This is a genomic window from Paraburkholderia sp. EG286A (assembly GCF_040965375.1).
In the GTDB taxonomy this organism is placed as follows: domain Bacteria; phylum Pseudomonadota; class Gammaproteobacteria; order Burkholderiales; family Burkholderiaceae; genus Paraburkholderia.
Genome location: NZ_JBFRCB010000010.1, coordinates 235,762 through 257,816, shown reverse-complemented (window position 1 = coordinate 257,816; position 22,055 = coordinate 235,762). Strand labels below are relative to the sequence as shown.

General features: G+C 63.7%; 18 protein-coding genes and 1 pseudogene. 17 read left to right on the top strand and 2 right to left on the bottom strand.

The features are described 5' to 3' along the window. Window positions 1–703: 703 nt before the first annotated feature. From AB4Y35_RS36080 to AB4Y35_RS36050, 7 genes and pseudogenes are all read left to right on the top strand, one after another. Window positions 704–1,165, top strand: coding sequence for a DUF3304 domain-containing protein (locus AB4Y35_RS36080; RefSeq protein WP_368708213.1), 462 nt, complete (start codon window positions 704–706; stop codon window positions 1,163–1,165). A gap of 145 nt (window positions 1,166–1,310) precedes the next feature. Continuing rightward, the gene (locus tag AB4Y35_RS36075; RefSeq protein WP_368708172.1) at window positions 1,311–1,817 is read left to right on the top strand and encodes a DUF3304 domain-containing protein; all 507 of its coding nucleotides are present in this window, start codon (window positions 1,311–1,313) and stop codon (window positions 1,815–1,817) included. Between the two features lie 2 nt (window positions 1,818–1,819). Next, complete coding sequence (locus tag AB4Y35_RS36070) at window positions 1,820–3,325, top strand: DUF2235 domain-containing protein (protein ID WP_368708171.1); 1,506 nt, start codon at window positions 1,820–1,822, stop codon at window positions 3,323–3,325. Window positions 3,326–3,350: 25 nt separating this feature from the next. Continuing rightward, on the top strand, window positions 3,351–4,598 hold the full coding sequence (locus tag AB4Y35_RS36065) for a hypothetical protein (protein ID WP_368708170.1): 1,248 nt from the start codon (window positions 3,351–3,353) through the stop codon (window positions 4,596–4,598). Window positions 4,599–4,686: 88 nt separating this feature from the next. Continuing rightward, entirely contained in the window at window positions 4,687–4,977 is a 291-nt protein-coding gene (locus tag AB4Y35_RS36060; RefSeq protein ID WP_368708169.1) for a PAAR domain-containing protein, read from the top strand. Between the two features lie 96 nt (window positions 4,978–5,073). Beyond that, window positions 5,074–8,610, top strand: a complete 3,537-nt coding sequence (locus AB4Y35_RS36055; protein WP_368708168.1) for an ImcF-related family protein — start codon at window positions 5,074–5,076, stop codon at window positions 8,608–8,610. A gap of 423 nt (window positions 8,611–9,033) precedes the next feature. Next, window positions 9,034–9,504: pseudogene (locus AB4Y35_RS36050) on the top strand (porin); the annotation flags it as partial. A gap of 35 nt (window positions 9,505–9,539) precedes the next feature. Here AB4Y35_RS36050 and AB4Y35_RS36045 read toward each other — a convergent pair. Beyond that, window positions 9,540–10,487 carry a LysR family transcriptional regulator gene (locus AB4Y35_RS36045; RefSeq protein WP_324159610.1) on the bottom strand — a complete coding sequence of 316 codons (948 nt, stop codon included), beginning with the start codon at window positions 10,485–10,487 and terminating at the stop codon, window positions 9,540–9,542. A 172-nt stretch (window positions 10,488–10,659) separates the two neighbouring features. Between AB4Y35_RS36045 and AB4Y35_RS36040 the strand changes: the two genes are divergently transcribed. The 6 genes from AB4Y35_RS36040 (at window position 10,660) to AB4Y35_RS36015 (ending at window position 17,246) form a co-directional block, all read left to right on the top strand. Further along, on the top strand, window positions 10,660–11,706 hold the full coding sequence (locus AB4Y35_RS36040) for a 4-hydroxythreonine-4-phosphate dehydrogenase PdxA (RefSeq protein ID WP_368708167.1): 1,047 nt from the start codon (window positions 10,660–10,662) through the stop codon (window positions 11,704–11,706). 82 nt (window positions 11,707–11,788) lie between these two features. Further along, window positions 11,789–12,961, top strand: a complete 1,173-nt coding sequence (locus AB4Y35_RS36035; protein ID WP_368708166.1) for an L-rhamnonate dehydratase — start codon at window positions 11,789–11,791, stop codon at window positions 12,959–12,961. A gap of 2 nt (window positions 12,962–12,963) precedes the next feature. Then, window positions 12,964–13,881, top strand: a complete 918-nt coding sequence (locus AB4Y35_RS36030) for a dihydrodipicolinate synthase family protein (RefSeq protein WP_368708165.1) — start codon at window positions 12,964–12,966, stop codon at window positions 13,879–13,881. Between the two features lie 101 nt (window positions 13,882–13,982). Beyond that, window positions 13,983–15,275: an MFS transporter gene (locus AB4Y35_RS36025; protein ID WP_368708212.1), complete on the top strand. Its 1,293-nt coding sequence runs from the start codon at window positions 13,983–13,985 to the stop codon at window positions 15,273–15,275. An 80-nt stretch (window positions 15,276–15,355) separates the two neighbouring features. Further along, window positions 15,356–16,303, top strand: a complete 948-nt coding sequence (locus AB4Y35_RS36020; protein WP_368708164.1) for a YncE family protein — start codon at window positions 15,356–15,358, stop codon at window positions 16,301–16,303. After that, window positions 16,272–17,246: an amidohydrolase gene (locus tag AB4Y35_RS36015; RefSeq protein ID WP_368708163.1), complete on the top strand. Its 975-nt coding sequence runs from the start codon at window positions 16,272–16,274 to the stop codon at window positions 17,244–17,246. The genes AB4Y35_RS36020 and AB4Y35_RS36015 overlap by 32 nt, the downstream gene beginning before the upstream one ends. A gap of 40 nt (window positions 17,247–17,286) precedes the next feature. On the opposite strand, the gene AB4Y35_RS36010 is transcribed toward AB4Y35_RS36015, so the two are convergent. Beyond that, entirely contained in the window at window positions 17,287–17,796 is a 510-nt protein-coding gene (locus AB4Y35_RS36010; protein ID WP_368708162.1) for a MarR family winged helix-turn-helix transcriptional regulator, read from the bottom strand. A gap of 140 nt (window positions 17,797–17,936) precedes the next feature. Here AB4Y35_RS36010 and AB4Y35_RS36005 point away from each other — a divergent pair, with 140 nt between their 5' ends. Genes AB4Y35_RS36005 through AB4Y35_RS35990 form a run of 4 tightly spaced genes read left to right on the top strand, consistent with a single transcriptional unit; the run spans window position 17,937 to window position 22,003 of the window. After that, on the top strand, window positions 17,937–19,637 hold the full coding sequence (locus tag AB4Y35_RS36005; protein WP_368708161.1) for an AMP-binding protein: 1,701 nt from the start codon (window positions 17,937–17,939) through the stop codon (window positions 19,635–19,637). Window positions 19,638–19,656: 19 nt separating this feature from the next. After that, entirely contained in the window at window positions 19,657–20,829 is a 1,173-nt protein-coding gene (locus AB4Y35_RS36000; protein ID WP_368708160.1) for a thiolase family protein, read from the top strand. Then, complete coding sequence (locus tag AB4Y35_RS35995) at window positions 20,826–21,251, top strand: Zn-ribbon domain-containing OB-fold protein (protein ID WP_368708159.1); 426 nt, start codon at window positions 20,826–20,828, stop codon at window positions 21,249–21,251. Before AB4Y35_RS36000 ends, AB4Y35_RS35995 begins: the two co-directional genes overlap by 4 nt. Beyond that, window positions 21,248–22,003 carry an SDR family NAD(P)-dependent oxidoreductase gene (locus AB4Y35_RS35990; protein ID WP_368708158.1) on the top strand — a complete coding sequence of 252 codons (756 nt, stop codon included), beginning with the start codon at window positions 21,248–21,250 and terminating at the stop codon, window positions 22,001–22,003. Before AB4Y35_RS35995 ends, AB4Y35_RS35990 begins: the two co-directional genes overlap by 4 nt. The last annotated feature ends 52 nt before the right edge of the window (window positions 22,004–22,055 follow it).

Below are 22,055 nucleotides of genomic sequence, written 5' to 3'. Positions count from 1 at the left end.
GCATGGAGTGCGAACTACACCGAGGACTATATTCCTGAGTTCCACCTTGAAACAACGTCCGGTAAGAATCTGCTCTTGAGTGGAATTCGGGTCAAGGAATTCTCTAAGGGGGGACGGGATCTTCCGAATGTTGTTCGCCAAATCCACGCGTCGGGAAAACGATCAGGGTGGTGTGGCGCGTTGGCGCACGGCAAGACGATGAGTCCAAGTGGAAGACATACACCAGGGACGTGGCGATCACTGGCGCGACGTCGAGCATGCCAGACGCGATGAACTTTCTAATCGTACGTTTTTTCCCCGGCCGCAATGTAGAGGCGGAATTTGTTTCTGAATCAGCCAATCCCGATGGTAAACCAAGGGATCAGTTGTTCCATGGTCGTCGAGTAATGGGAGAATAGGAATACAGGACTGGATAACCGACAATCCGATGCACTTCCTGCAGTCGATGAAGACCGCCACGCAGCAGAATGCGGAAGAATTCATGACCTGTACCACGTGCGAGCAGCAGCCGTGGTTCGGTTTCTTCTTCGATAGCACTGAAGATAGTCGAGATCTCGACTTGCCGTTGGAGAAGTAATCCTTGGAAGCTGTCGCGAGTCAATAGAGAAGGCGCTACGACGGCGTGGTGGTGGTAGTCGATGAAGCTAACGAAAGGTGGGCGATGAGGCGAGCGATATGTGGATTCTTAGTACTGTTGTTGATCATGCTGACCGGCTGCGCCGTCGGTCAGCCGAGTGGCTACGTCGATGCGTCGGCGTGGGGCGCGAACTATACCGAAGACTATATCCATGACTTCTGGATCCAAACGGCTTCGGGGAAAGACACCGGAGTGGGAGGGGTTCAGTTGGCGGAATTTTCGCGAGGTGGGAAGTCTGGAAGCATCTGTTGCTCATTAATGCCGGGCGTCGGCCAGTCGATCAAAGTGGTGTGGAGCGTTGGTGGGCGTCAAGAACCCAGGTCAGAGTGGAAGACATACAGTCGCGACGCCGTGGTGAAAGGAACAATGCCCAGACAACCACAATCGCATAGCTATCTGGTTGTTCGGTTCTTTCCTAACCATGAAGTTGAAGCGGAGCTATTTCCTTCTGCCGAGCTGTATCCAGAGAATCCCCGAGTCGACAAGCTGTTTTCCAGCCAACGCGTGATGCGCCATATAGGGGAATAAAAATGCAGGACTGGATAACCGACAAGCTGATGCACTTTTTGCAGTCGATGAAGACCGCTACTCAGCAGCATGCGGAAGAGTTCATGACGTGCACTACGTGTGAGCAGTAGCCGTGGTAACCGTGGTCGTAAAGGAGAAGCAGGCAATGAGATGGATTGCAGGCGTGTTCTTCGTGATGATGTTTGGCGTGCTCGGCGGGTGCACCCTCGGTCAATCAAGTGGCTATGTCGACGCGTCGGCCTGGAGTGCGAACTACACGGAGGATTACATCCACGACTTCTGGATCCAGACTGTTGAAGGTAAGGACACCGGCCTGGAAGGCATTCAGGTCAAAGAGTTTTCGAAGGGAGGAACAGGCGGCTCTGAATGTTGCTCTTTAATTCCCGGAGTCGGGCAGACGATCAAGGTGATGTGGCGCATCGGTGGGCGTCAAGACGATAGGTCCGAGTGGAAGACGTACAGCAAGGATGTCGTGGTCATCGGCGCGATGCCAAAGAAAAAAGACTCCTACAACATCTTGATGGTTCGATTCTTTGATGGCCGTCAGGTAGAAGCGGAGTTAATACCGGACCGGGGAGAAACCGGCTTGCCGAGTCCACGGGTCGACAAAGTGTTTTCGGGGCGGCGGGTAATGCGCCACTTGGGAGAATAACGATGCAGGACTGGCTAACTGACGATCCGATGCACTTCTTGCAGTCGATGAAAACCGCCACGCAACTGCATGCGGAAGAATTCATGACTTGCATCACTTGCGAGCAGCAGCCGTGGTTCAGTTTCTTCTTCGACGGCACGGAAAACAATCGTCGGCTCGATGAGCCAAAGCAGAAACTATCAAACATTGCGAGGCTGTTCGATGGTCACCTTGAGGAGCGACCACTAATCTGGAGGTTCTACTACCCCGGCGTGGGCACGCCTCTCGATGCGAGCGATCCTGGTTGGTGGGAAAAAATTCGTGACAGTGAAACGTTAGGTGGTGGTGCGGGAATGGGCAGCGACGTGCGCCTGGCGAAGGCCGAGAAGGAATTTGTTGAAAGCTTGGCGAACAATCACAAAGTCAACCGCATCGACATCGCCGTGTTCGGTTTCTCGCGTGGCGCGACGCTCGCCCGGGCGTTCGTGAACCGGCTGCTGAAGAAGTGCACGCTGAAAGACGGCGTGCCGCACTGGCCGTGTCCGACGGCGGTGGACGGCCAGTCGGCACCGCTGCACTTCCGCTTTCTCGGTGTGTTCGATACGGTCGAGTCGGTCGGGCTGCCAGCCCATAACCTTTCCGACATGCGCATGATGGTGCCCGAGCAGGTCGAGCGGTGTGTGCACTTCGTCGCCGGTCACGAACTGCGCGCGTGCTTTCCATCGACGCCCGTGCGCGGCACGCAGGCATTCTACGAAGAACTCGTGTTGCCGGGCGTGCATTCCGATGTGGGCGGCGGCTATCGGCCCGAGGAACAGGCCCGTTCCGATCTGCTCGCACGCATAGCGCTGAACCGCATGCGACTTGAGGGAGCAATAAGTGGCGTGCCGTTCACCGCGCCAAAGCTCGCCGAAAAGGACGTGTTCGACCTGTTTGAATACGACGAGGACGTCAAGGCGCTGTTCGATGAGTACATGGGCGCCGTGAATGCAAACGGGACTCTGGAGCGGCAGATCTTCGCGCACATGCGCCTCTACTACGGCTGGTTGAAGGTGCGTTTCAACGAGCGGCCGTGTGACGTCTACAAAGGGGTGTGCTCGGCCGATCCGGAAATCCAGGCGCAGCTTGGGCGGATCCAGCAGTTCCACGAGCAAATGAAGATCGACGTGGACACGATGAACTGGCGGGCATATCTGACGCAGTTGTGGAAGACAGATCGAGGCGAATACGATCGCGTGATCGAAACGGTCGGTGGTAATCGCCCCGCCAACAAGCCGCTGTCCGAAGAGCAACTGGCCTACTGGGACGCGTGGCTGAACCCACCGACCCTGTCTCCCAACATGATCCGCTTCTTCGATCAATACGTGCACGATTCACGCGCTGGATTCCTCCGTATCGACGGCAGTGGGTACCTCAAACCGCGCCAGATCATCGACGTTAAGGGGGCGAGTGCTAGTACGGCCCAATCGGGGTCAACGCGAGCGTCCGGTCAGACGGCGGAAACCTTGCCAGAGGCTACGACTTCTTAATTGCGATTTCTGAAGGTAATCGGGTATGGCTGTTGACTTCGCGAAGCTTCCGTCAGTGGAACCGGTGCCCGAGAATCCGCCGTCGAGGATTGTCTGGACCATTGTGTTTTTCGTCGTTGTGATCGCCGGAATTTTCCTGGTATTGCTCCTCTGGCCCAAGGGTGAGCCGACCCAGACGCCCTGGTTCTGGATATGCATTACGGTGTATCCGCTGGGTATCGCAACCTTCGTTGTCCTTCGGCGCTATAGCGTCTACGAGGGGCGTCGGCTGGACGCCATCGCGTGGAACGACGCACGTGAAATATACGTGAACGACGTGTTTGACCTGGCCAGCCGGCCGCTCGGCATTCTTGTCGCGAACTGCAGGTTTGCCAGTGAGGCGAAGGACGATGACTTTGGCAAATTGCTGGATGGTTCCGTCAAGCTCGAACCGCGGACGGCTCTGAAGCCAGGCACGCCTCCGGTTAATGGGCGCTGGTTCGAGAGGCCGGACCGAAACGAGGATGGGATGCGCTTCAGGAGCGACAGCGAACGCCGACGTTTTGTCCTGACGTGGGCATTCAGCACGGTGACAAATGCGGTTGCGGAAGCGGTACGTTCGTTGCCACCAGATTTGAGGTTGAAGGTCCAGTTATTGCTGTCGGGCATGGCGGACATGGACGAAGCACTGGCAATCTGGAACAGGCAATGGGCGCGGGCGGATCTACGCCCGGTTCAGGTCAGGCTCATGCCAGAGCCATCGGACCTGATGTACGCCGACATGTGGCTTGACCGGGTCAGCCGCAGGCTCGACGAGGAAGCGCGGCTTCTCGTTTGCGTGAGACTGAACGCAGTTCATGAGGCGCTTCCGCCTGACGGAAGTGCCGAGGCGGTGGCCACCCTTCTCGTTGCGCCCGCGTCGGTATGTCAGCAATTCAAGCTTGCGTCGATCGCGATGTTGCATCGGCCGAACGGGACAGACGACTGTGGCATAGACGATGCCCTCGGGCGTTCCCTGCGTTGGGGGTGTGGCGAGCCGGCGGAGATCACACGGGTCTGGCAAGCCGGGCTTGATGGTGTCGACGCCAATGCGGTAGCCAAAGCTGTGGTCAAGGCAGGTATTGACGCAAAGGTGGCGGATATCGACTGCATGGTTGGCCATGCCGGAAGTGTGGCGCCGTGGTTTGCCGTGGCGTGCGCGGCCAAAGGCGCGGTGCACGATGGTGCGCACCAGCTAGTAGCGACGGCAGGGAAGACCGGCGCCTGTTTTTCGGTTGTTCGAAACACGGGTTGACGAGAAAGCGTCCGCGAGATTTCAGGTGTCTGGTCCAGTAACGACCCGGCGCACATCGCAATTTACCCCATCAATCCGGAATCACATCATGGTCAGGCGGTACGACATTCTGAAGGGCGACAGGACGACAGCGGATGGCACCGTAGTGGGTGGCGATCTCAACGACAGGGTTAGCGAGCGCGAGCAGGCCTACGAGAGGGACGAAGTATGGTGTCCTGAATGTCGGTCGACAGGTTACATCGTGTGTGACGGTCCGCGCCCGTCAATGACAGGACCCGATGGCAGGGAAGGCGCACTGAGCGATGACCTGTGCGCGTGCAGGTGTGATCCTCCTCCGCGTCTGCTTCCATCGCAATACTCATCTCACGTGGATGTTTGAGCGTAGGCCAAAACTGCCGCGGCAGCTTCACTTCCGAGGGCAGGCCACCGGCTTTGCCATCTGGCATTGCAACTTCACCTTCGACTGTAACGACATATGCTACGCAAGTTCCGGACCGACATTCTGAGCGTCGTCATACTGGTTGTGCTGCCCGGATTGCTGATCTGGTTCAGGGGCGACTCGTGGTTGGATCTGCATTCAGCCGAGAGTCGGGCAGGGTGGATCGTCGCTCTTTGTGTCGTGTTCGTCGTGCTGTTCCTGTGGTTCAGCTTCGATGAGTCTTCCCGTCCAGCGATAGCCGCACGGCGTATCCGGTATTGGGTAGCGAAGCAGTTCAGCTCGTCATCTGCACAGACCGGTAGCGCGGCGGTGGGTTCGCGCGCTGCAGACTTGCGTAACAGTCTTCGCGATCGGCACGGCTGGCGCTGGCGTTACCGCGAGCGTTGGGTGCTGGTGGCCGGTGACGAACCGCTCGTCAAACGTCTCGCTCCAGGCCTTGTCGACACCGGCTACCTGATCACCGGCGATACCGTCCTGCTCTATGCGAAGCAGACTACCGACAGGCTCGACACCGAATGGCTTGAACAGATTCGACGCCTGCGCGCGTGCCGGCCGATCGATGCGATCGTGGCGGTGACCCGCAACCGCACGTCGGCGAGAACTGCGTTCGACGCCGACGAGCTTGCCCAGCGCCTGGCGCGCCACGCCCGCGCACTGCGCTGGGCGGCGCCGACTTATCTGGTCAACGTAACGGATTTTGGCACCGAGCCGACGGGACCGGACGAGGCCATCGGCTTTACCTGGTCGAACGCACGTGTGAACGCGGACGAGGTCAGCACATCCCTGAACGGCCTGGTCCGTAATCTCGCCGATACTGGGGTTGCACGCATCGCCGGGGACAATCACGACCGCTACCCGGCGGAACTTTCGCAGCACATTGAAATGCTGGGCAGCTCGCTGTCGGGACTCGTCCTGCAGACGGCCCGCTCGCGCTACTGGCGCCACGCCGTTCACGGCCTGCTTTTCGCACCGCTATTCAGGGAGCGGGAACTGGCCCCACCTGGGGCCACGGGTAAAGCCATTGAAGAGGGGGAAGGCAATCCGGTCGCCCTGCAGCACCGCTCGATCTGGCAGACCGTAGCAGACCACAGCCGCCGGGTCCAAGGCCGCCGCGTGGGTTTTTCGCCTTCGATCATCGCCGCGTGGATTACGACAGGCGTGGTCGGCCTCTGGATCGTTGGCACGATGGTGTCGGGCTTTTCGAACCGCGCAACGATTGCCGCAGCGCAGGAAACGCTCGCGAAAGTGTCAGGAACCCTGAGCCCGGCGCAGGGCATGCAAACGCTGGACAGCCTCGACAAACAGATCGACACGCTTGAAATTCGCCAGCGCGATGGTGCGCCCTGGACAACGCGCTTCGGGCTGAATCGTGACAGCGCCCTGCTCGCCGCGCTGTGGCCCGGCTATGAGGACGCTGCAGGCCGTATCCTCGTTGGGCCGATCCGCCAGAATCTGGAGGATCGCCTGCGCCAACTTGCCGCTACGTCCGACGCCGAGATCGCCAGCGGCGGTAACGCCCAGGCACAGGCCGCGTACGATACGCTCAAGGCCTACCTGATGCTCGCGAAGCCCAAGCGGGCCATCCCGTCGTTCCTCACGTCCGAGCTCCTGGCAACGCAGGCGCCTGCACGCCCGCCCAACTCTGCGCTTTCGGCCGGCACGTGGGAGGACCTTCGCCAGCACGCGATCGGATTCTTCGCGGACCATCTGGGTCATCGACCTTCGACGAATGGATCGTCGCTCGCGATCGTCCCGGACAGTGGCCTGGTCGCCGCCACGCGCCAGACGGTCATTGGCGTGCGCGGAATCCAGAATTCGACCGAAGCAATCTACGAGCAGATCCTCGACGACGCGAAGCCGAAATATCCGCCGCTCTCGCTGGCCACCCTGCTGGGTGACACCACCGGGCGCGGCCTGTTCAACACCACCCAGACCCTCCCGGGCGTCTTCACGCGCGACGCGTGGGAGCAGCGCATCTCGAACGCGATCGACGACGCGAGTAAGCAGGGGGACGTCGGCGGCGACTGGGTGCTCTCGGACGCGAAAACGTCAAACGCCACGTCGTCGACGCTGAAAGCGGAACTGCATCAACGCTACTTCGACGATTACGCGCGCGCATGGGAGCAGTTCCTCAACAGCCTGCGCTGGCAGAGCGCCTCGACACTGTCGGCCACCGCCGACCAGCTCTCACTGCTGGGCGACCCGCAGCGCTCGCCGCTGGTCGCGCTCATGAATGCCATCGTGTATCAGGCCGGCGCGGGCGTCACGGCACAATCGCTCTCGGATACGCTGATCAGCAAGGCGCAGCACCTTGTTGGCGCCAACGAGAAAGATCCGGCGAAACAGGTACAGCCTCAGCTCGCACCGCTCGCGAATGCATTCGGGCCGATCCTACGGCTCAGTGGCAGCGATCTCGTACCCGCCGCGCCGGCGCAGAGCGGCAAGGCGGCTGCACAGGTGGCGACGACCGGTGACCTGAGCCTTGCCCGCTATCTCGAGCGGGTTACGGCAATGCGCCTGAAGCTGGAGCAGATGGTGAACAGCCCGGATACGGATGCGATGTCGCGCGTAGCCGCGCAGGCTGTGCTGCAGGGCAAGACATCGGACATTGCGGACAGCCGCGACTACGTGAGCCGTGTCGCGGCAAGCCTCGGCCAGCAATGGGCCGGTTTCGGCCAGTTGTTCCAGGCGCCGCTCGACCAGACCTGGCAGGCGGTGGTGCAGCCCGCGGCAGCCAGCCTGAACGACATCTGGCGCAGTTCGATCGTCGCTGACTGGAGCAACGCCTTCGGAGGCCGCTATCCGTTCGCCGATTCGGACAACGATGCGTCGTTGCCAGAGATGGCCCGCTTCATGCGGCCGGACAACGGCGTGATCACCCGGTTCGTCACGACGCAGCTGGCCGGCATCGCCGAGCGCCAGGGCGACCGCTGGGTGGTCGCGCAGGGTGGGGGCACGCAACAGGATGCCCTGCGCCTCGATCCAGGCTTCCTTGAGGGGCTGAACCGGTTGATGCGGGTCTCGACTGTACTGTTTCCGTCCGGCGACGCGCATATCCGGTTTGACCTGCGCGGTGTCGCAACGCCTGGCGTGACCGACATGAAGGTCGTGCTGTCGGGGCGTGAGCTCGACTACTTCAACCAGAAAGAGGAATGGGTCCCATTCGAATGGCCAGGCCAGTCGCTGGAGAACCTGTCGCATATCGAATGGCAGACGGAGTTGGGCGGCCTGCGCTCGGCGCTCGATGCTCAGGGCAGGTTTGGACTGATCCGGCTACTGGAGCGGGCGAAGGTTTCCCAGCAGGACAATGCGCGTTATCTGCTCACGTGGACGCCGGATTCGAGCCTGGGCATTCCGCTGAAGGTCCGGCTGAGCAGCGACGTGGGAGCCGGCCCACTTGATGTCTTGCAGCTGCGGCACTTTGCGTTGCCCGCGCGCATCTTTCTGACGGGCAGCGCAAAGCCGGGGCCGAGGGCCACTGCCAGCAGTCCACCGCCTTTGCCGGCGGCCATTGCTGCGGCGAAACATGCGGCGATGCCCCTGCCGCATGGCACGGTGCCGGAGGCGGAATGAAGTTAGGCGAGCTGTTCAGGAGCCTCTTTCCGGCGCGCGAAGATGCGGGCGAACTTGCGCGCACGCCTCGATACGTGGGCGCCGTGGGTGCTGCCGTTTGCGGGCGAAGCCGGCGTCGGCCGTGATCCGGGCTACGAGGACCATCGCGCAGTGCGAAGAACGCAGCAAGGACGTAGACAAGTCGGATTGCAGCGCGCTGAAAGATGGAATCATGGGTGGACAGGTTTACGTTGCCAGTATGCCCCCAAGTTATCGACGCATAGAAAAACGTCAATCGACTCGGTCTTCCACGACCTTATATTCTGTTCCCACGCAATCGCTTCGGACCGCCACGAGCCAGGCAAGATGACCGGGGAGCCCTATGAAAATGGGTGCGACCTATAAGTCACGTCGATAGAAATAGCCTCGCACATGAAACCACAGAAGACGCAAGCGCAGGCTCAACAACGCGTCGCAGTCACGGGTGGATGGCGCTTCAATCCGACATGGGATATCTCGACGTCGTATTCGGATGTGCAGTACATCCCCGGTGTCGGGTCGAAATTCTCTGATACGGCGATCTTCAACATCGTTGGCGGGGTACTTCACTGGAAGGCCTCGCCTGTCTGGGACCTGGCCGGCGGCTACAGCTATACGTGGGCCTCGAAAGCCAACGGGATCGCGAACGCAGCGCAATACCATCAGTTCAGTCTTGCGCAGTTCTATGCACTCTCCAAACGTACCGGTATCTACCTGATCGAGGCGTATCAGCGGGCGAATGGAAAGATGCTGGGCACGAGCGGGGCAGGCAACATGATCACTGCTACCGCAAGCATCGGCGACGGCATGAACGGCGCGCCGTCGTCTTCGCCAAGCCAGCTTGCAGGTGCGATCGGGGTTGTCCACCGTTTCTAGCCGGATGCCCAATCGCGCCGACGACCCGCATCGAATTACGCCGCATCCGTGTACTCGTCGGCGTCTCTATGAAACAGCCCGAGAAATTGCCTGGCCGCGATGCTCAGAGGCCGGTCGCGCCGCACCACGCTCCCGTACGACGGTAGCTTTTGCGCGAACACGTAGTCGATGATCGCGACGATCCCGTGTTCTGCGTTGCGCTGGGCCACCGTCAGCGGGATCACGCCGAGCATCGGCGAGCGGTCGATGAGGTTCATCGTCGTCAGGATCGAGCCGGTTTCGATCAGCCCGCGCGGCATCGGCTGGTGGTGCATGCGGAACTCGCGTTCGACGACTTCGCGTGCAGGGCTTCCCGCCGGCTGCAGGATCCACGTGTAGTCGAGCAGTGCGCGGAAGGTGACGGGCCCGGTGCCCGCGAGCGGGTGGCCGCAGCCCGCAACGACGGCGAGCGCCTCGTCGTCGACCGCGCGGAACGTGCAGTCGGTCCCGACGTTGCGGCCGATCACGACCTCGAGCACGCCGTCGTGCAGCTGCGGCATCAGCCGGTCGCTGGTGTCGACCGCGATCTCAATGGCAAGCAGCGGGTAGCGTTCCTTCAGTTTCACGAGCGCGTCGGTGAGCCGCCCCGGCGCCGCCGCCATGATGCTGCCGATCGCGAGCCGGCCGGCGCTGCCGAGCTGCAGCTCCGCGAGTTCGCGGTTCAGCGCCTCGACACTGCCGCGAATGCCGCGGAAATAGCCGAGCACCCGCGCGCCCGCCGGATTGAGCACGAGCCCGCGGCCCACGCGGTCGAACAGCGGCTGGCCAAGCGCGCTCTCGAGTTCGGCCAGCATCTTCGTCGCCGCGGGCTGCGTCAGGCTGAGCCGGTCGGCCGCCGCGCGCAGCGTCGAGCACTCGTCGACCGCCAGCATCAACGCGATCTGGCGCATCCGCAGCCGGTTCAGCAATTGTGAAGTCGAGTCGCGTCGGTCGATCGAGCCCATTCTGATTACCCCTGGTTATCAATTCATCAAGAGTTTTCAATTTACCGACTCAATCCGTCTACCTAGTATGAACCCCACATGACGCATGGCCGGACCCCGGCCTCTACAGGAGACGCAACATGCAGAGCATTGCAACGGCCGCGCGGCGTACCGCGTACGCGGGAGGGGCGGCATGACAGTCGAGGCGAACCTGCCCGTCGTCGCGTTGACGCTCGGGGACCCGGCCGGAATCGGCCCCGAACTGATCGCGAAGCTGCTCGCCCAGCCGAACGTGGGCGCGCGTGCCAACCTCGTGCTGATCGGCGATCGCTGGCTCTGGGAAGCCGGGCAGCGCGTTGCCGGCGTCGAGGTCGAAACGGATCGGCTCGCGTCGCTCGCCGATGTGCGCAGCCGGCAAGCGACGGGCCGTCCCGCGTTCGTCGAGATCGACACGGTCGAGCCGGCGCAGGTCCGGGTCGGTCAGGTCTGTGCCGAAGGCGGCCGCTCGGTCCTGAGCGTGCTGGACCGCTGCATGGACGCGGCGCTCGCGGGCGATGTCGACGCGATCTGCTTCGCGCCATTGAACAAGCACGCGATGAAGCTCGGCGGCCTGCGCCACGAGGACGAGTTGCATCACTTCGCCGAATATCTCGGCGTCACCGGCTACTTTTGTGAGTTCAATACGCTCGGGGAACTGTGGACCGCGCGTATTTCCTCGCACATTCCGCTCAAGGATGCAGCGAGCTACCTGAGCGTCGAGCGGATCGGGCAGGCGGCCGAGCTGATTTACCAGTCACTGCTTGCGAACGGCGTGGCGCTGCCGAAGGTCGCGATCGCCGCGTTCAATCCGCACGGCGGCGACGGCGGCAGCTGCGGCCGCGAGGAAGTCGACATCATCGCGCCCGCGGTGCGAGCGCTGCAGTCGCGCCACTGGCCTACTGCCGAGCCGTTCCACGGTCCGTTCCCCGCAGACACGATCTTCCTGAAGGCCCAGGCAGGCGAGTATCACGCGATCGTCACGATGTATCACGACCAGGGGCAGATTGCGATCAAGCTGCTTGGCTTTTCGCGCGGCGTGACCGTGCAGGGCGGGCTGCCGGTGCCGATCACGACGCCCGCGCATGGCACCGCTTACGACATCGCGGGCCGCGGGGTCGCCGACGTAGGCGCGACGTGGCAGGCGCTGCAGATCGCCTGCCGGATGGGCGCCGCGCACCGCCAGCAGGCGATTTCCGTCTGACGCCCCGTTCGGTCACGCACGACCGCGCAGTTTCCGAATCCCATCGCCGATCGAATTAGACGAAATCAGACGAGACACAGCAATGAAGATCAAATCCGTACGAGCCCGCGTATTTCAATGGAAGGGCAAGACCGTGCCGCCGCAGGGCAACTTTTGCTCCAACGCCATGGACCTCCTCTATGCGCCGCAGGAGACGATGAGCACCTTCCGCTTCCATTCATGGACGGTGGTCGAAGTCGAAACCGACGACGGCATCGTCGGCCTGGGGAACGTGGCGCTGGCGCCTTCCATCGCGAAAGCCATCATCGACCAGTATCTCGCGCCGCTGGTGATCGGCCAGGACCCATGGGACTACGAATACCTGAACCAGCGGATGTACCGGGCGACCCACGCCTGGGGCCGCAAGGGCGTGGCCATGGCCGCCATCTCGGCAGTCGATATCGCCATCTGGGACATTCTCGGCAAGTCGGTGGGCAAGCCTGTGTTCAAGCTGCTGGGCGGCCGTACCAAGGAAAAGATTCCCTGCTACTACAGCAAGCTCTACCGCAGCGACCTCAAGGAAATGCAGAACGAGGCGCAGAAGTTCCTCGACCAGGGCTTCACTGCGTTCAAGATGCGCTTCGGCTACGGCCCCGCCCACCTGCAGCACGGCGTGAAGGAAAACCTCAAGTCGGTCGAGGCGATCCGCGAGGTGATCGGCTATGACAACGACCTGATGCTCGAGTGCTACATGGGCTGGAACGTCGAGTACGCAAAGCGCATCCTGCCGAAGCTCGAGAAGTTCGAGCCGCGCTGGCTCGAGGAGCCGGTGATCGCCGACGACATCGACGGCTACGCCGAGCTGAACCGTCTGACCAGCATCCCGATCTCGGGCGGCGAGCACGAGTTCTCGCTGTACGGCTTCCGGCAGCTGCTCGACCGCAAGGCGGTATCGGTCGTCCAGTACGACACGAACCGGGTCGGCGGGATCACGATGGCGCACAAGATCAACGCGCTGTGCGAGGCGTACTCGGTGCCGGTGATCCCGCACGCGGGGCAGATGCACAACTATCACCTGACGATGAGCACGCTCGCTTCGCCGATGAGCGAATACTTCCCGATGTTCGACGTCGAGGTCGGCAACGAGCTGTTCTATTACATCTTCGACGGCGAGCCGGTGGCCGAAAACGGCTTCCTGCAACTGCGCGACGACGTGCCGGGCCTAGGCCTCACGCTCAAGACCGAATTCCTCGACCAGTTCGAGATCGTGGAGTGATCATGGCGGCACGTTACCAGGGCGTATTTCCCGTCGCCCCAACGATCTTCACCGAGGATGGGGCGCTCGATCTCGATGGCCAGCGTCGCTGCCTCGACTTCATGATCGACGCGGGTTCGCATGGCCTCTGCATCCACGCGAACTATTCGGAGCAGTTCGCGCTCAGCGACGACGAACGCGAAACGCTCACGCGAGCGACCCTCGAGCATGTCGCCGGGCGCGTGCCCGTGATCGTTACGACCTCGCATTTCAGCGCGCGCATCTGTGCCGAACGCAATCGGCGGGCGCAGGCGCTCGGCGCAGCGATGGTCATGGTGATGCCGCCGTACCACGGCGCGACATTTCGCGTGCCCGAAGCGCAGATCCACACGTTCTTCGCCGAGGTGAGCGCCGGCCTGCAGATCCCGTTGATGATTCAGGACGCGCCGGCGAGCGGCACGACGTTGTCCGTGCCGCTGCTCGTGAAACTCGCCCGGGAGATCGACGCGGTGTCGTACTTCAAGATCGAGACGGCAGGTGCTGCGTCGAAGCTGCGCGAGCTGATCGCCCTGGGCGGCGATGCGATCGAGGGCCCTTGGGACGGCGAAGAGGGCATCACGCTGCTCGCCGACCTCGATGCCGGCGCGACAGGCGCGATGACGGGCGGTGGCTATCCGGACGGCATCCGCCAGATCACCGACGCGCACTTCGCGGGGCGCCGCGACGAGGCGGTCGAGCGGTACGCGCGCTGGTTGCCGCTCATCAACTACGAGAACCGGCAAGCGGGCTTCCTGACTGCGAAGGCGTTGTTGAAGGCGGGCGGCGTAATCGCGTGCGACAAGCCGCGCGCGCCGTGGCCCGAGTTGCACCCGCAGGTCCGCGCCGGCCTGCTCGACGCGGCGCGGCGGCTCGATCCGCTCGTGCTGCGCTGGGGGCGCTGACGAGGCGGGCGCAGCACACAGGCCGGCTTGCGCCGGTCCGGACTGGCCTCGACAAGCCGTCGGCGAAAAGACCGACGTGGCCAAACAATATTGGAGACACCATGACCATTCTGAACCCGGCAACCCCGGCATACGAAGCGGATGACACCATTCCTCGCCGCCGGTGGGTGCGCGTGATCGTGCCGCTGCTGCTCGCCTGCATCATCTCCTACATGGATCGCGTCAACATCGCGTTTGCCATGCCGGGCGGCATGAACGCCGACCTGGGACTGAGCGCATCGATGGCAGGACTCGCGGGGGGCATCTTCTTCTTCGGTTACCTGTTCCTGCAGATCCCGGGCGGCCGGCGCGCGGCGCTTGGCAGCGGCAAGAAGTTCATCGCGTGGTCGCTCGTGAGCTGGGCGGTTCTGTCGGGGCTCACGGGCCTCGTTACCCAGACCTGGGAGTTGCTCACGCTGCGCTTCCTGCTCGGCGTTGCGGAGGGCGGCATGCTGCCGGTCGTGCTGACGATGGTCAGCCACTGGTTCCCGGATCGCGAGCGCGGCCGGGCAAACGCGATGGTGATCATGTTCGTGCCGCTCGCGGGAATGATCACGGCGCCGCTGTCGGGCTTCGTGCTCGCCGCCTATGACTGGCGCCACTTGTTCTACTGCACGTCGGTCCTTTCCCTTCTGTTTCTCGGTGTCTGGCTCCTGTTTGCCGATGACGGCCCACAGACCGCGCGCTGGGTGTCGCCGCGGGAGAAGGCGTACATCCTTGACGCGCTGCGTGCGGAGCGTGAGCGCAAAGCGGCCGCGGGCGCGCCGACCGCCACGTCGCTGGGTGCGCTCTTGCGCAACCCGACGATCTGGCTGCTGATTGCGATCAATTTTTGCTACCAGGCCGGGATCTATGGCTACACGATGTGGCTGCCCACGTTGCTCAAGAACCTGACTCATACGGGCATGGGCAAAATCGGCCTGCTAGCGATGATTCCGTACGTCGCCATGGTCATTGGCATGTTCGCGACATCGTACCTGTCGGATCGTTCAGGCAAACGACGCCTCTTTGTGTTGCTGCCGCTCGTCGGCTTTGCCGCCTGCCTCGCGCTATCGGTGCTGACGCACGCGACGATGGCCGTCTCCTTCGCATTCCTGATCGGCTGCGGCTTCTTCCTGCAGGCGGCGGCGGGCGTCTTCTGGGCGATTCCGCCGAAGCTTTGCAGCGTCGAGGCGGCCGGCAGCGCGCGCGGCCTGATCAACGCGCTTGGCAATCTAGGTGGCTTTTGCGGCCCGTACGCGGTGGGGGTACTGACGCAGCACGTCAGCTCGGCGGCCGGTGTCTACAGCCTTGCCGTCGTGCTGGCGGTCTCCGGGCTGCTGGCGCTCACACTGCCGAAGCGTTGCGAGGACTGACGCGCAATCGGCCAAACCGGACAGATCGACGTGCCAGCGGCGTGCCGTTGCACAATACCGAAAACAAGGAGATGGGTTCGATGAATGACATCCTGCTGCTAGTGCAAAAATGCGCTCACACTTTCAGCTTCTACGACCTCGAGACGAAGATGGCGCTCAAGCACATCGTATTGCCGAGCTTTCCGCACGAATTCACCGTCGATGCGGAAGGTCGTTATGCGTATGTCGGCATCTTTGGGATCGAGACGGCCTGGACGCGCGGGCAGGACGGCGACCATCGCGTGGCCGAGATCGACCTGCATGAACGCCGACTGACACGCATGCTCGACTTGTGGCCGTACTACCGTCCGCACGGGATGGCGAGCGATGCATCTGGCCGACTCTATGCAATGAGCGAGGCCAACGACATGCTGCTCGTGTTCGACCGCCCGCGCGAGCAGGACGTGCCGAACATGGCGGTGCCGTCGGGCGGAGTCAAAACACACCTTGTCACGTTGACGCGCGACGCCAGCCGCGCTTACGGCGTGCATCTGCTGTCGAATACGGTCACGCAGTTCCATCCGCGCGATGCGACGATCGCGCCGCGCGCGGTGATGCCCGGCCCGCGCCCGGAGGGCAATGCGCTATCGAGCGACGAAAAGATCCTGTATGTCGCGAACCGCGGCGACGACACACTTGTTGCAATCGACACCGAAACGATGACGTGCGGCCGCCGCGTGAAGACCCGCAGCGACCCGAACCGCATCTACCGCACGAGCGCCCCGAACGGCCGCGATCTGCTCTTGCTGACGAACTCCGGCGAGCAGTCGATCTCGGTGTTCGACGCGGCGCAGCTCGAGGAAATCGAGCGCATCGCGCTGCCGGCGAACCCCACGGCGCTGTCGTTCCATCCGTTGCGTTGCGCAGCGTACGTGTCGTTCCAGGATGACCACGTGCGCGAACTCGATCTGGGTTCATGGCGCTTCGTCAACGACATCGCCACGCTGCGCGAACCGGATGCGTCCCATGTGGTCCCCGGTGGCAACTGAGCCGGGCGCGGCGGATCGCACGCTCACGCTGCCGGACGCGATCGTCGACGCGCATCATCATCTCTGGCTTCTCGACGGCCCGCTGCGCTATCCATGGCTTCAGGACGCGTACGATCCGGCGCATTTCATTCTTGGCGACTACGCCTCGTTATGCCGTGATTTCGATGTCGACGAATACCGCCGCGTCGCGGATGGCGCACCCGTCGTCGCGAGCGTGCATGTCGAGGCCGAGTGTGCGCGCGATGATGCGCTCGCGGAGACCCGCTGGCTGCACGAAGTCGCGGCGCGCGCGCCGCTGCCGTCGGCGGTGGTCGCGTGGGTCGATCTCCTGGCCGGCGACGCGGAGGAACGGCTCGGCGAACAGGCTGCGTATCCGCTGGTGCGCGGCGTACGGTTCAAGCCGCGCACGTCTGCGGGGCCGGGCTGCGCGCTCGACGGCCCCGGCACGCTCGACGATCCGCGCTGGCCGCGAGCGCTCGAACGGCTCGCGTCCCACGGCCTGAGCTGGGATTTGCGGGTGCCGTTCTGGCATCTCGGCGAGGTCGCGCGACTTCTGGCCGATGCGCCGCCAGTCGATGTCGTGCTCGAGCACGCCGGCCTGCCATGGGATCGCTCCGAAGCCGGTCTCGCGGCCTGGCGGCAGGGCATGGAGGCGCTCGCCGCGCTGCCGCGCGTTGCCGTGAAGTTATCGGAGTTCGGGCTGCGGGATGTCGCGTGGAACGAGGCGGAGAACAGGCGGATCATCGCAGACGCGCTCGCGATCTTCGGCGCAGGGCGCTGCATGTTTGCGAGTAATTTTCCGGTAGCCGGTCTGCGGGTCAGCTATCCGGCGCTCGTGCGCACGTTCGCGCAGGCTCTCGATACCCGCGGCTGGAGTGCGGCCGCGCAGCGCGCTGTCTGGCATGACAACGCGATCCGCATCTACCGGATCGAGACGCGCTGAAATTTCCCGCGCGGCGCCTGAGCCGGCACCCCTTTACCGATCAGTCGCCGCTGTCGCCTGAAGCGTCGATCGCGTTCAACAAATGGCGCAGTGCATGGCCTGCTGCGACGGACTCTTCCGGATCGAGCATCGCCGTCAGCGCGTTCAGCCGGCCGACCCGCTCGTCCAGTGCACGATCGATGCACGCCAGGCCTTCTTCCGTCAGTTCCACTTCCAGCCGCCGGCGGTCATTGGGATCGGGCAGACGGCGCACCAGGCCTTTGTCCTCCAGCCGGTCCAGCAGCACGGTCATCGTGCCCGTCGTGAGGATGGCGATGCGGCTCAGATCCGACGGCGATGCCGTTTGGGGGTAGCGCCGACGCAGCGCCGCCAGCACCTGGAACTGGCCCGATGTGATGCCGTGCGCCTGGGAAAGCTTGATCAACTCTCGCTCCAGCACGCCGCCCAGACGGATCACCCTGATCAGCATGTCGGCGTGTTGCAGATCCAGGTCGGGGCGCGCCGTACGCCATTCGGCGAGAAATTGGTCCACATAGTCAAGGGTAGTCATACACCAATTTTACTTGGCTCCAAATAACTTTGCAATTGATTGCTTGACATCAAGATACTCGACAACTAGTATTCGCTCATGGTCTGACCGGGGACAACAACCGGCCGACATCAGAAAGACAATGAAATGGGCGAGACAACATGGCTTTTGATTCCTCATGCGAGTTTCCGACGCAACTGGGCGATAGCGCCGCAATCTCCGGTGAGTCAGTTCGGTCGGCCTTTGACGCAACGTCGCATCGCTATCCGGAGCGTCCTTTTCTCCATATTCCCGCGCAGGCAGCGGTGGGGTATGGAGGCCAGCCGGTGGATTGGCAATACCGCGAGGCAGCCGTTCGCGTGCAGGCGCTGGAGGCCGATTTCCGCGAAGCTGGTCTGACGTACGGTCATCGCGTTGCCTTGATGCTCGATAACCGCGCCGAGTTCTTCCTGTGCTGGCTGGCGCTCAACGGCATCGGAGTGTCGATCGTGCCGCTCAACGCGGAGCACAGCGCAACTGAGATGGCGCATGTGCTGCGCGACAGTGCAGCCGTGATGGTGGTCACGCTGGAAGGACGAAAGGCGGCGCTGGAACCCGCGCTGAACCTCGCACTGGCCGGCACCGACGGGCCGTTGCCGCCAGTTTGGTGCCTTGGCGATGCCGCGTCCCAGGTGCCGGTGCCGCCCGGCACCTTCGCAGCCAGCGAGGACGAGTGTGCATTGGTCTATACCTCGGGCAGCACGGGTTTGCCGAAGGGCTGCATGCTGTCGAATGCCTACATGCTGGCTTTCGGCCGCTGGTACTTGTCGCTCGGCGGCCTGTGCGCAATCGAGCCCGGTGCCGAACGCCTGATCACGCCGTTGCCGCTGGTGCATATGAACGCGCTGGCCTGCTCGTCGATGGCCATGATCCTGAGCGGCGGTTGCATCGTTCAGCTGGACCGTTTCCACCCGGGCACCTGGGGGCAGACCGTTGCCGAGAGCGGGGCCACCATCGTGCATTACCTCGGCGTGATGCCGGCCATCCTGCTGCAATTCCCGCCCCAGACCGGCGACCGCGCGCACGCCGTGAAGTTCGGCTTTGGCGCCGGCGTGCATCCCAAACACCAGGCGGCGTTCGAGGAACGCTTCGGCTTTCCGCTGGTGGAGTCCTGGTCGATGACCGAAGTCGGCGCGGGAGCAGCGGTGGCGGCCAATGACGAGCCGCGCCATGCCGGCAGCCGTTGCTTCGGCCGACCGGCGGGGCACATGGAATACCGGATCGTCGACGACGCGGGTGTTGACGTGCCGCCCGGCAGCTCCGGCGAACTTTGGGTGCGCGCCGCCGGTCCGGACGCGCGGGCGGGATTCTTCTCCGGGTACGCCAACCAGCCAGAGTTGACCGAAGCCGCATGGGCGGACGGGTACTTCCACACCGGGGACATCGTGCGCGCGGCTAGCGATGGCGCCCTGCATTTCGTCGACCGCAAGAAGAGCATCATTCGGCGCAGCGGCGAGAACATCGCCTCGCTCGAAGTCGAGGCCGTGCTCAACCAGTTGCCCGTTGTGCGCAACGTCGGCGTGGGACCCGTCGAAGACGAGACGCGGGGCGAGGAGGTCATGGCGTGCATCGAGCTTGCCGCCGGCCACGCGCCTTCGCACGAGGTGGCGCTGCAAATATTCGAGGCTGCGGCCCAGCGGCTCGCTTACTACAAGCTCCCTGGCTACATCGCGTTCGTGTCCGCGCTTCCGCTGACTGCTTCCCAGAAGCTGCAGCGCGGGGTGCTGCGCGAAATCATGGGCCACCTGGCCGGCGAGGGCGCGGCATTCGACCTGCGCGCCCTGAAGAAACGCTCCGCCGCGCATCCGACGGGCAACGCCTGAGTGGCCGCCGGAGACTCCTATGGCAATCCAATCAGAAGACGCGCAAGCCGTGCTCGCGGTGCCAGTCACGACAGGCTACGCGCGCTACAGCACCGAGGCGGCAGACTGGTATGTCGCGCAATGTCTGCGTGAGCTGCTGGCTGGCGCCGGCTTGTCGAAAGACAGTATCGACGGCCTCGCCGTGTCCAGCTTCACGCTGGCGCCCGACCCTGTGGCCAGCCTGTCGCGCTCGCTGGGGCTGTCGTTGCGTTGGCTGGAATCCGTGCCTTTCGGCGGCGCCAGCGGCGTCATCGCGCTGCGCCGCGCGGCACGCGCAGTGGAGGCTGGCGACGCGGAGGTCGTGGCCTGCATAGGCGCCGACGCCAACCCACGCGGTGGTTTTGCCGGGCTGGCCAGTCGCTTCTCGTGGGCGGCCATCGACGCGGTGTATCCCTACGGAGCGGCGGGTCCGAACATGCCGTTCGCACACCTGACCCAGCGCTATATGGACGCTACCGGCGCCACGCGAGCCGACTTCGGCCGCCTTTGCGTGTCGCAGCGCGCCAATGCCAGCGCCGTCGCGCATGCGCTGTTGCGCGATCCCATCTCGCTCGAGGCGTACCTCGAAGCCCGGCCAATCGCCGAGCCGCTCCACAAGCTGGATGTCGTGATGCCGTGCGCGGGTGCGGAGGGTTTTCTGGTGATGCCGCGGCGGCGGGCCCTCCGTCTCGGCGTGCCGTACGCGCGTATCCGGTCGGTGGTCGAGCGCCACAACGCCTATGCCGACGATGAAGCCATCTTGCGAGGCGGCTGGGCCCAGGAGTGCAGCCGCTTATACCGCGAGGCCGGCGTCGGCTGCGGGGACATCGATGTGCTGGCCACCTACGACGACTACCCCGCGGTAGTGTTCCTGCAACTCGAAGGTCTCGGTTTTTGCCCGCCTCGCGCCGCTGCCGCTTTTATTCAGTCACACGATCTGAGTTTCCGCGGCGACTTTCCGCACAACACAAGCGGCGGCCAGCTCGGCTGCGGACAGGCCGGTGCGGCCGGCGGCTATCTGGGGCTGGTGGAAGTCTTGCGGCAGGTCACTGCGCAGGCCGGCGCCAATCAGGTACGCGCTGCCCGCCTCGGGCTCGCCAGCGGCTACGGCATGGCCGTGTACGACCGCTGCCTCGCGACCGGTGCGGCGATCATCGAGGGAGTCACGCCATGAGCCACGATGCTTCTTTTGCGCAATGCCGCTCGCTTGCCTGGCACAGCATGGCGGAGTCCACGCCGTCGGGCGGCCTCGCACTGCCATGCTGCGCGCAGTGCGGCCACCAGTTCTATCCGCCGCAACGCTATTGCCCGCGCTGCCTGCATGGACGCATCGACTACGTGGCGGACAGCGGCGCGGCCGTGGTGCTGTCGGTGACGCGCCTGCACCACACGCTCGAGCCTGCCTTCGTCAGTTTGCTGCCTTTACATGTGGCGGCCGTTCGCACGGATTCCGATGTCACGCTCTTCGCGCTGGCGGACGACATGCTGGCCCCGGGTACCCGCGTGAGGGTCAGCCTGAGCCGTAACGGATCGGCGCCGGTTGGTGTGCTGCGCGTCCGCGCGCTGCCATTGCCTGAACACGGAGGTGCGGTATGAGCCAGTTCCATCATGAAACCCAGCGTTTCGCGGGACGTACGGCCGTCGTGACCGGAGGCAACGCGGGCATCGGACTGGCCGTCAGCGAGGCGCTGCTCGCGCAAGGCGCGCGCGTGATTGCCGCGGGGCTCGAGCCGTCCGCCAGCGCGCATCCGTGTCTCGTCTCCTGCGTCGTGGACCTGACGACGCCCGATGGCATCCGCACGCTGGCGACGCTCGCCCAGACGGAGCGGGCCGACATCCTCGTCAACAACGCCGGCGTGGTGCGCAACACCCTGCTGGAAGACGTGGACGATGCCGAGTTCGACCTGATGATGACGCTGCACGTGCGCTGCGCCATGAAGCTGGCGCAGGCCTGCCTGCCGCACATGAAGGCGCAGCGCTTCGGCCGCATCGTCAACCTGGCGTCGCGCGCCATCGTGGGCCTGGCCGGACGCACCGCCTATGGCGCGAGCAAGGCCGCGCTGGCCGCGATGACCCGCACCTGGGCGCTGGAATCCGGCCCGTCCGGCATCACGGTCAATACGGTGTCGCCGGGGCCCATCGTCACCGGCATGCTGACTCGCGACATCCCGGAGCATGGCGAACGCGCGCGCGCCCTGGCCGCTTCTCTGCCGCTCCAGCGCCTCGGCCGCCCGGACGACGTAGCACGCGCGGTCCTCTTCTTTGCCGATCCCGCAAACGGCTGGATCACGGGGCAGAACCTCTTCGTCTGTGGCGGGGGGAGCCTGGCCGCTTCTCTGGCGCTCTGAGGCCTCTTAACCGTACTTCATCCAAACCACCAGAAACAAACCGGAGACAACA

Coding starts and splice junctions, on each gene's coding strand:
- AB4Y35_RS35995 (WP_368708159.1), top strand. CDS start 20,826: ATGAGCCACGATGCTTCTTTTGCGCAATGCCGCTCGCTTGCCTGGCAC.
- AB4Y35_RS35990 (WP_368708158.1), top strand. CDS start 21,248: ATGAGCCAGTTCCATCATGAAACCCAGCGTTTCGCGGGACGTACGGCC.
- AB4Y35_RS36040 (WP_368708167.1), top strand. CDS start 10,660: ATGACAGTCGAGGCGAACCTGCCCGTCGTCGCGTTGACGCTCGGGGAC.
- AB4Y35_RS36030 (WP_368708165.1), top strand. CDS start 12,964: ATGGCGGCACGTTACCAGGGCGTATTTCCCGTCGCCCCAACGATCTTC.
- AB4Y35_RS36065 (WP_368708170.1), top strand. CDS start 3,351: ATGGCTGTTGACTTCGCGAAGCTTCCGTCAGTGGAACCGGTGCCCGAG.
- AB4Y35_RS36025 (WP_368708212.1), top strand. CDS start 13,983: ATGACCATTCTGAACCCGGCAACCCCGGCATACGAAGCGGATGACACC.
- AB4Y35_RS36070 (WP_368708171.1), top strand. CDS start 1,820: ATGCAGGACTGGCTAACTGACGATCCGATGCACTTCTTGCAGTCGATG.
- AB4Y35_RS36055 (WP_368708168.1), top strand. CDS start 5,074: ATGCTACGCAAGTTCCGGACCGACATTCTGAGCGTCGTCATACTGGTT.
- AB4Y35_RS36000 (WP_368708160.1), top strand. CDS start 19,657: ATGGCAATCCAATCAGAAGACGCGCAAGCCGTGCTCGCGGTGCCAGTC.
- AB4Y35_RS36005 (WP_368708161.1), top strand. CDS start 17,937: ATGGCTTTTGATTCCTCATGCGAGTTTCCGACGCAACTGGGCGATAGC.
- AB4Y35_RS36045 (WP_324159610.1), bottom strand. CDS start 10,487: ATGGGCTCGATCGACCGACGCGACTCGACTTCACAATTGCTGAACCGG.
- AB4Y35_RS36035 (WP_368708166.1), top strand. CDS start 11,789: ATGAAGATCAAATCCGTACGAGCCCGCGTATTTCAATGGAAGGGCAAG.
- AB4Y35_RS36020 (WP_368708164.1), top strand. CDS start 15,356: ATGAATGACATCCTGCTGCTAGTGCAAAAATGCGCTCACACTTTCAGC.
- AB4Y35_RS36060 (WP_368708169.1), top strand. CDS start 4,687: ATGGTCAGGCGGTACGACATTCTGAAGGGCGACAGGACGACAGCGGAT.
- AB4Y35_RS36010 (WP_368708162.1), bottom strand. CDS start 17,796: ATGACTACCCTTGACTATGTGGACCAATTTCTCGCCGAATGGCGTACG.
- AB4Y35_RS36015 (WP_368708163.1), top strand. CDS start 16,272: ATGCGTCCCATGTGGTCCCCGGTGGCAACTGAGCCGGGCGCGGCGGAT.
- AB4Y35_RS36075 (WP_368708172.1), top strand. CDS start 1,311: ATGAGATGGATTGCAGGCGTGTTCTTCGTGATGATGTTTGGCGTGCTC.
- AB4Y35_RS36080 (WP_368708213.1), top strand. CDS start 704: ATGCTGACCGGCTGCGCCGTCGGTCAGCCGAGTGGCTACGTCGATGCG.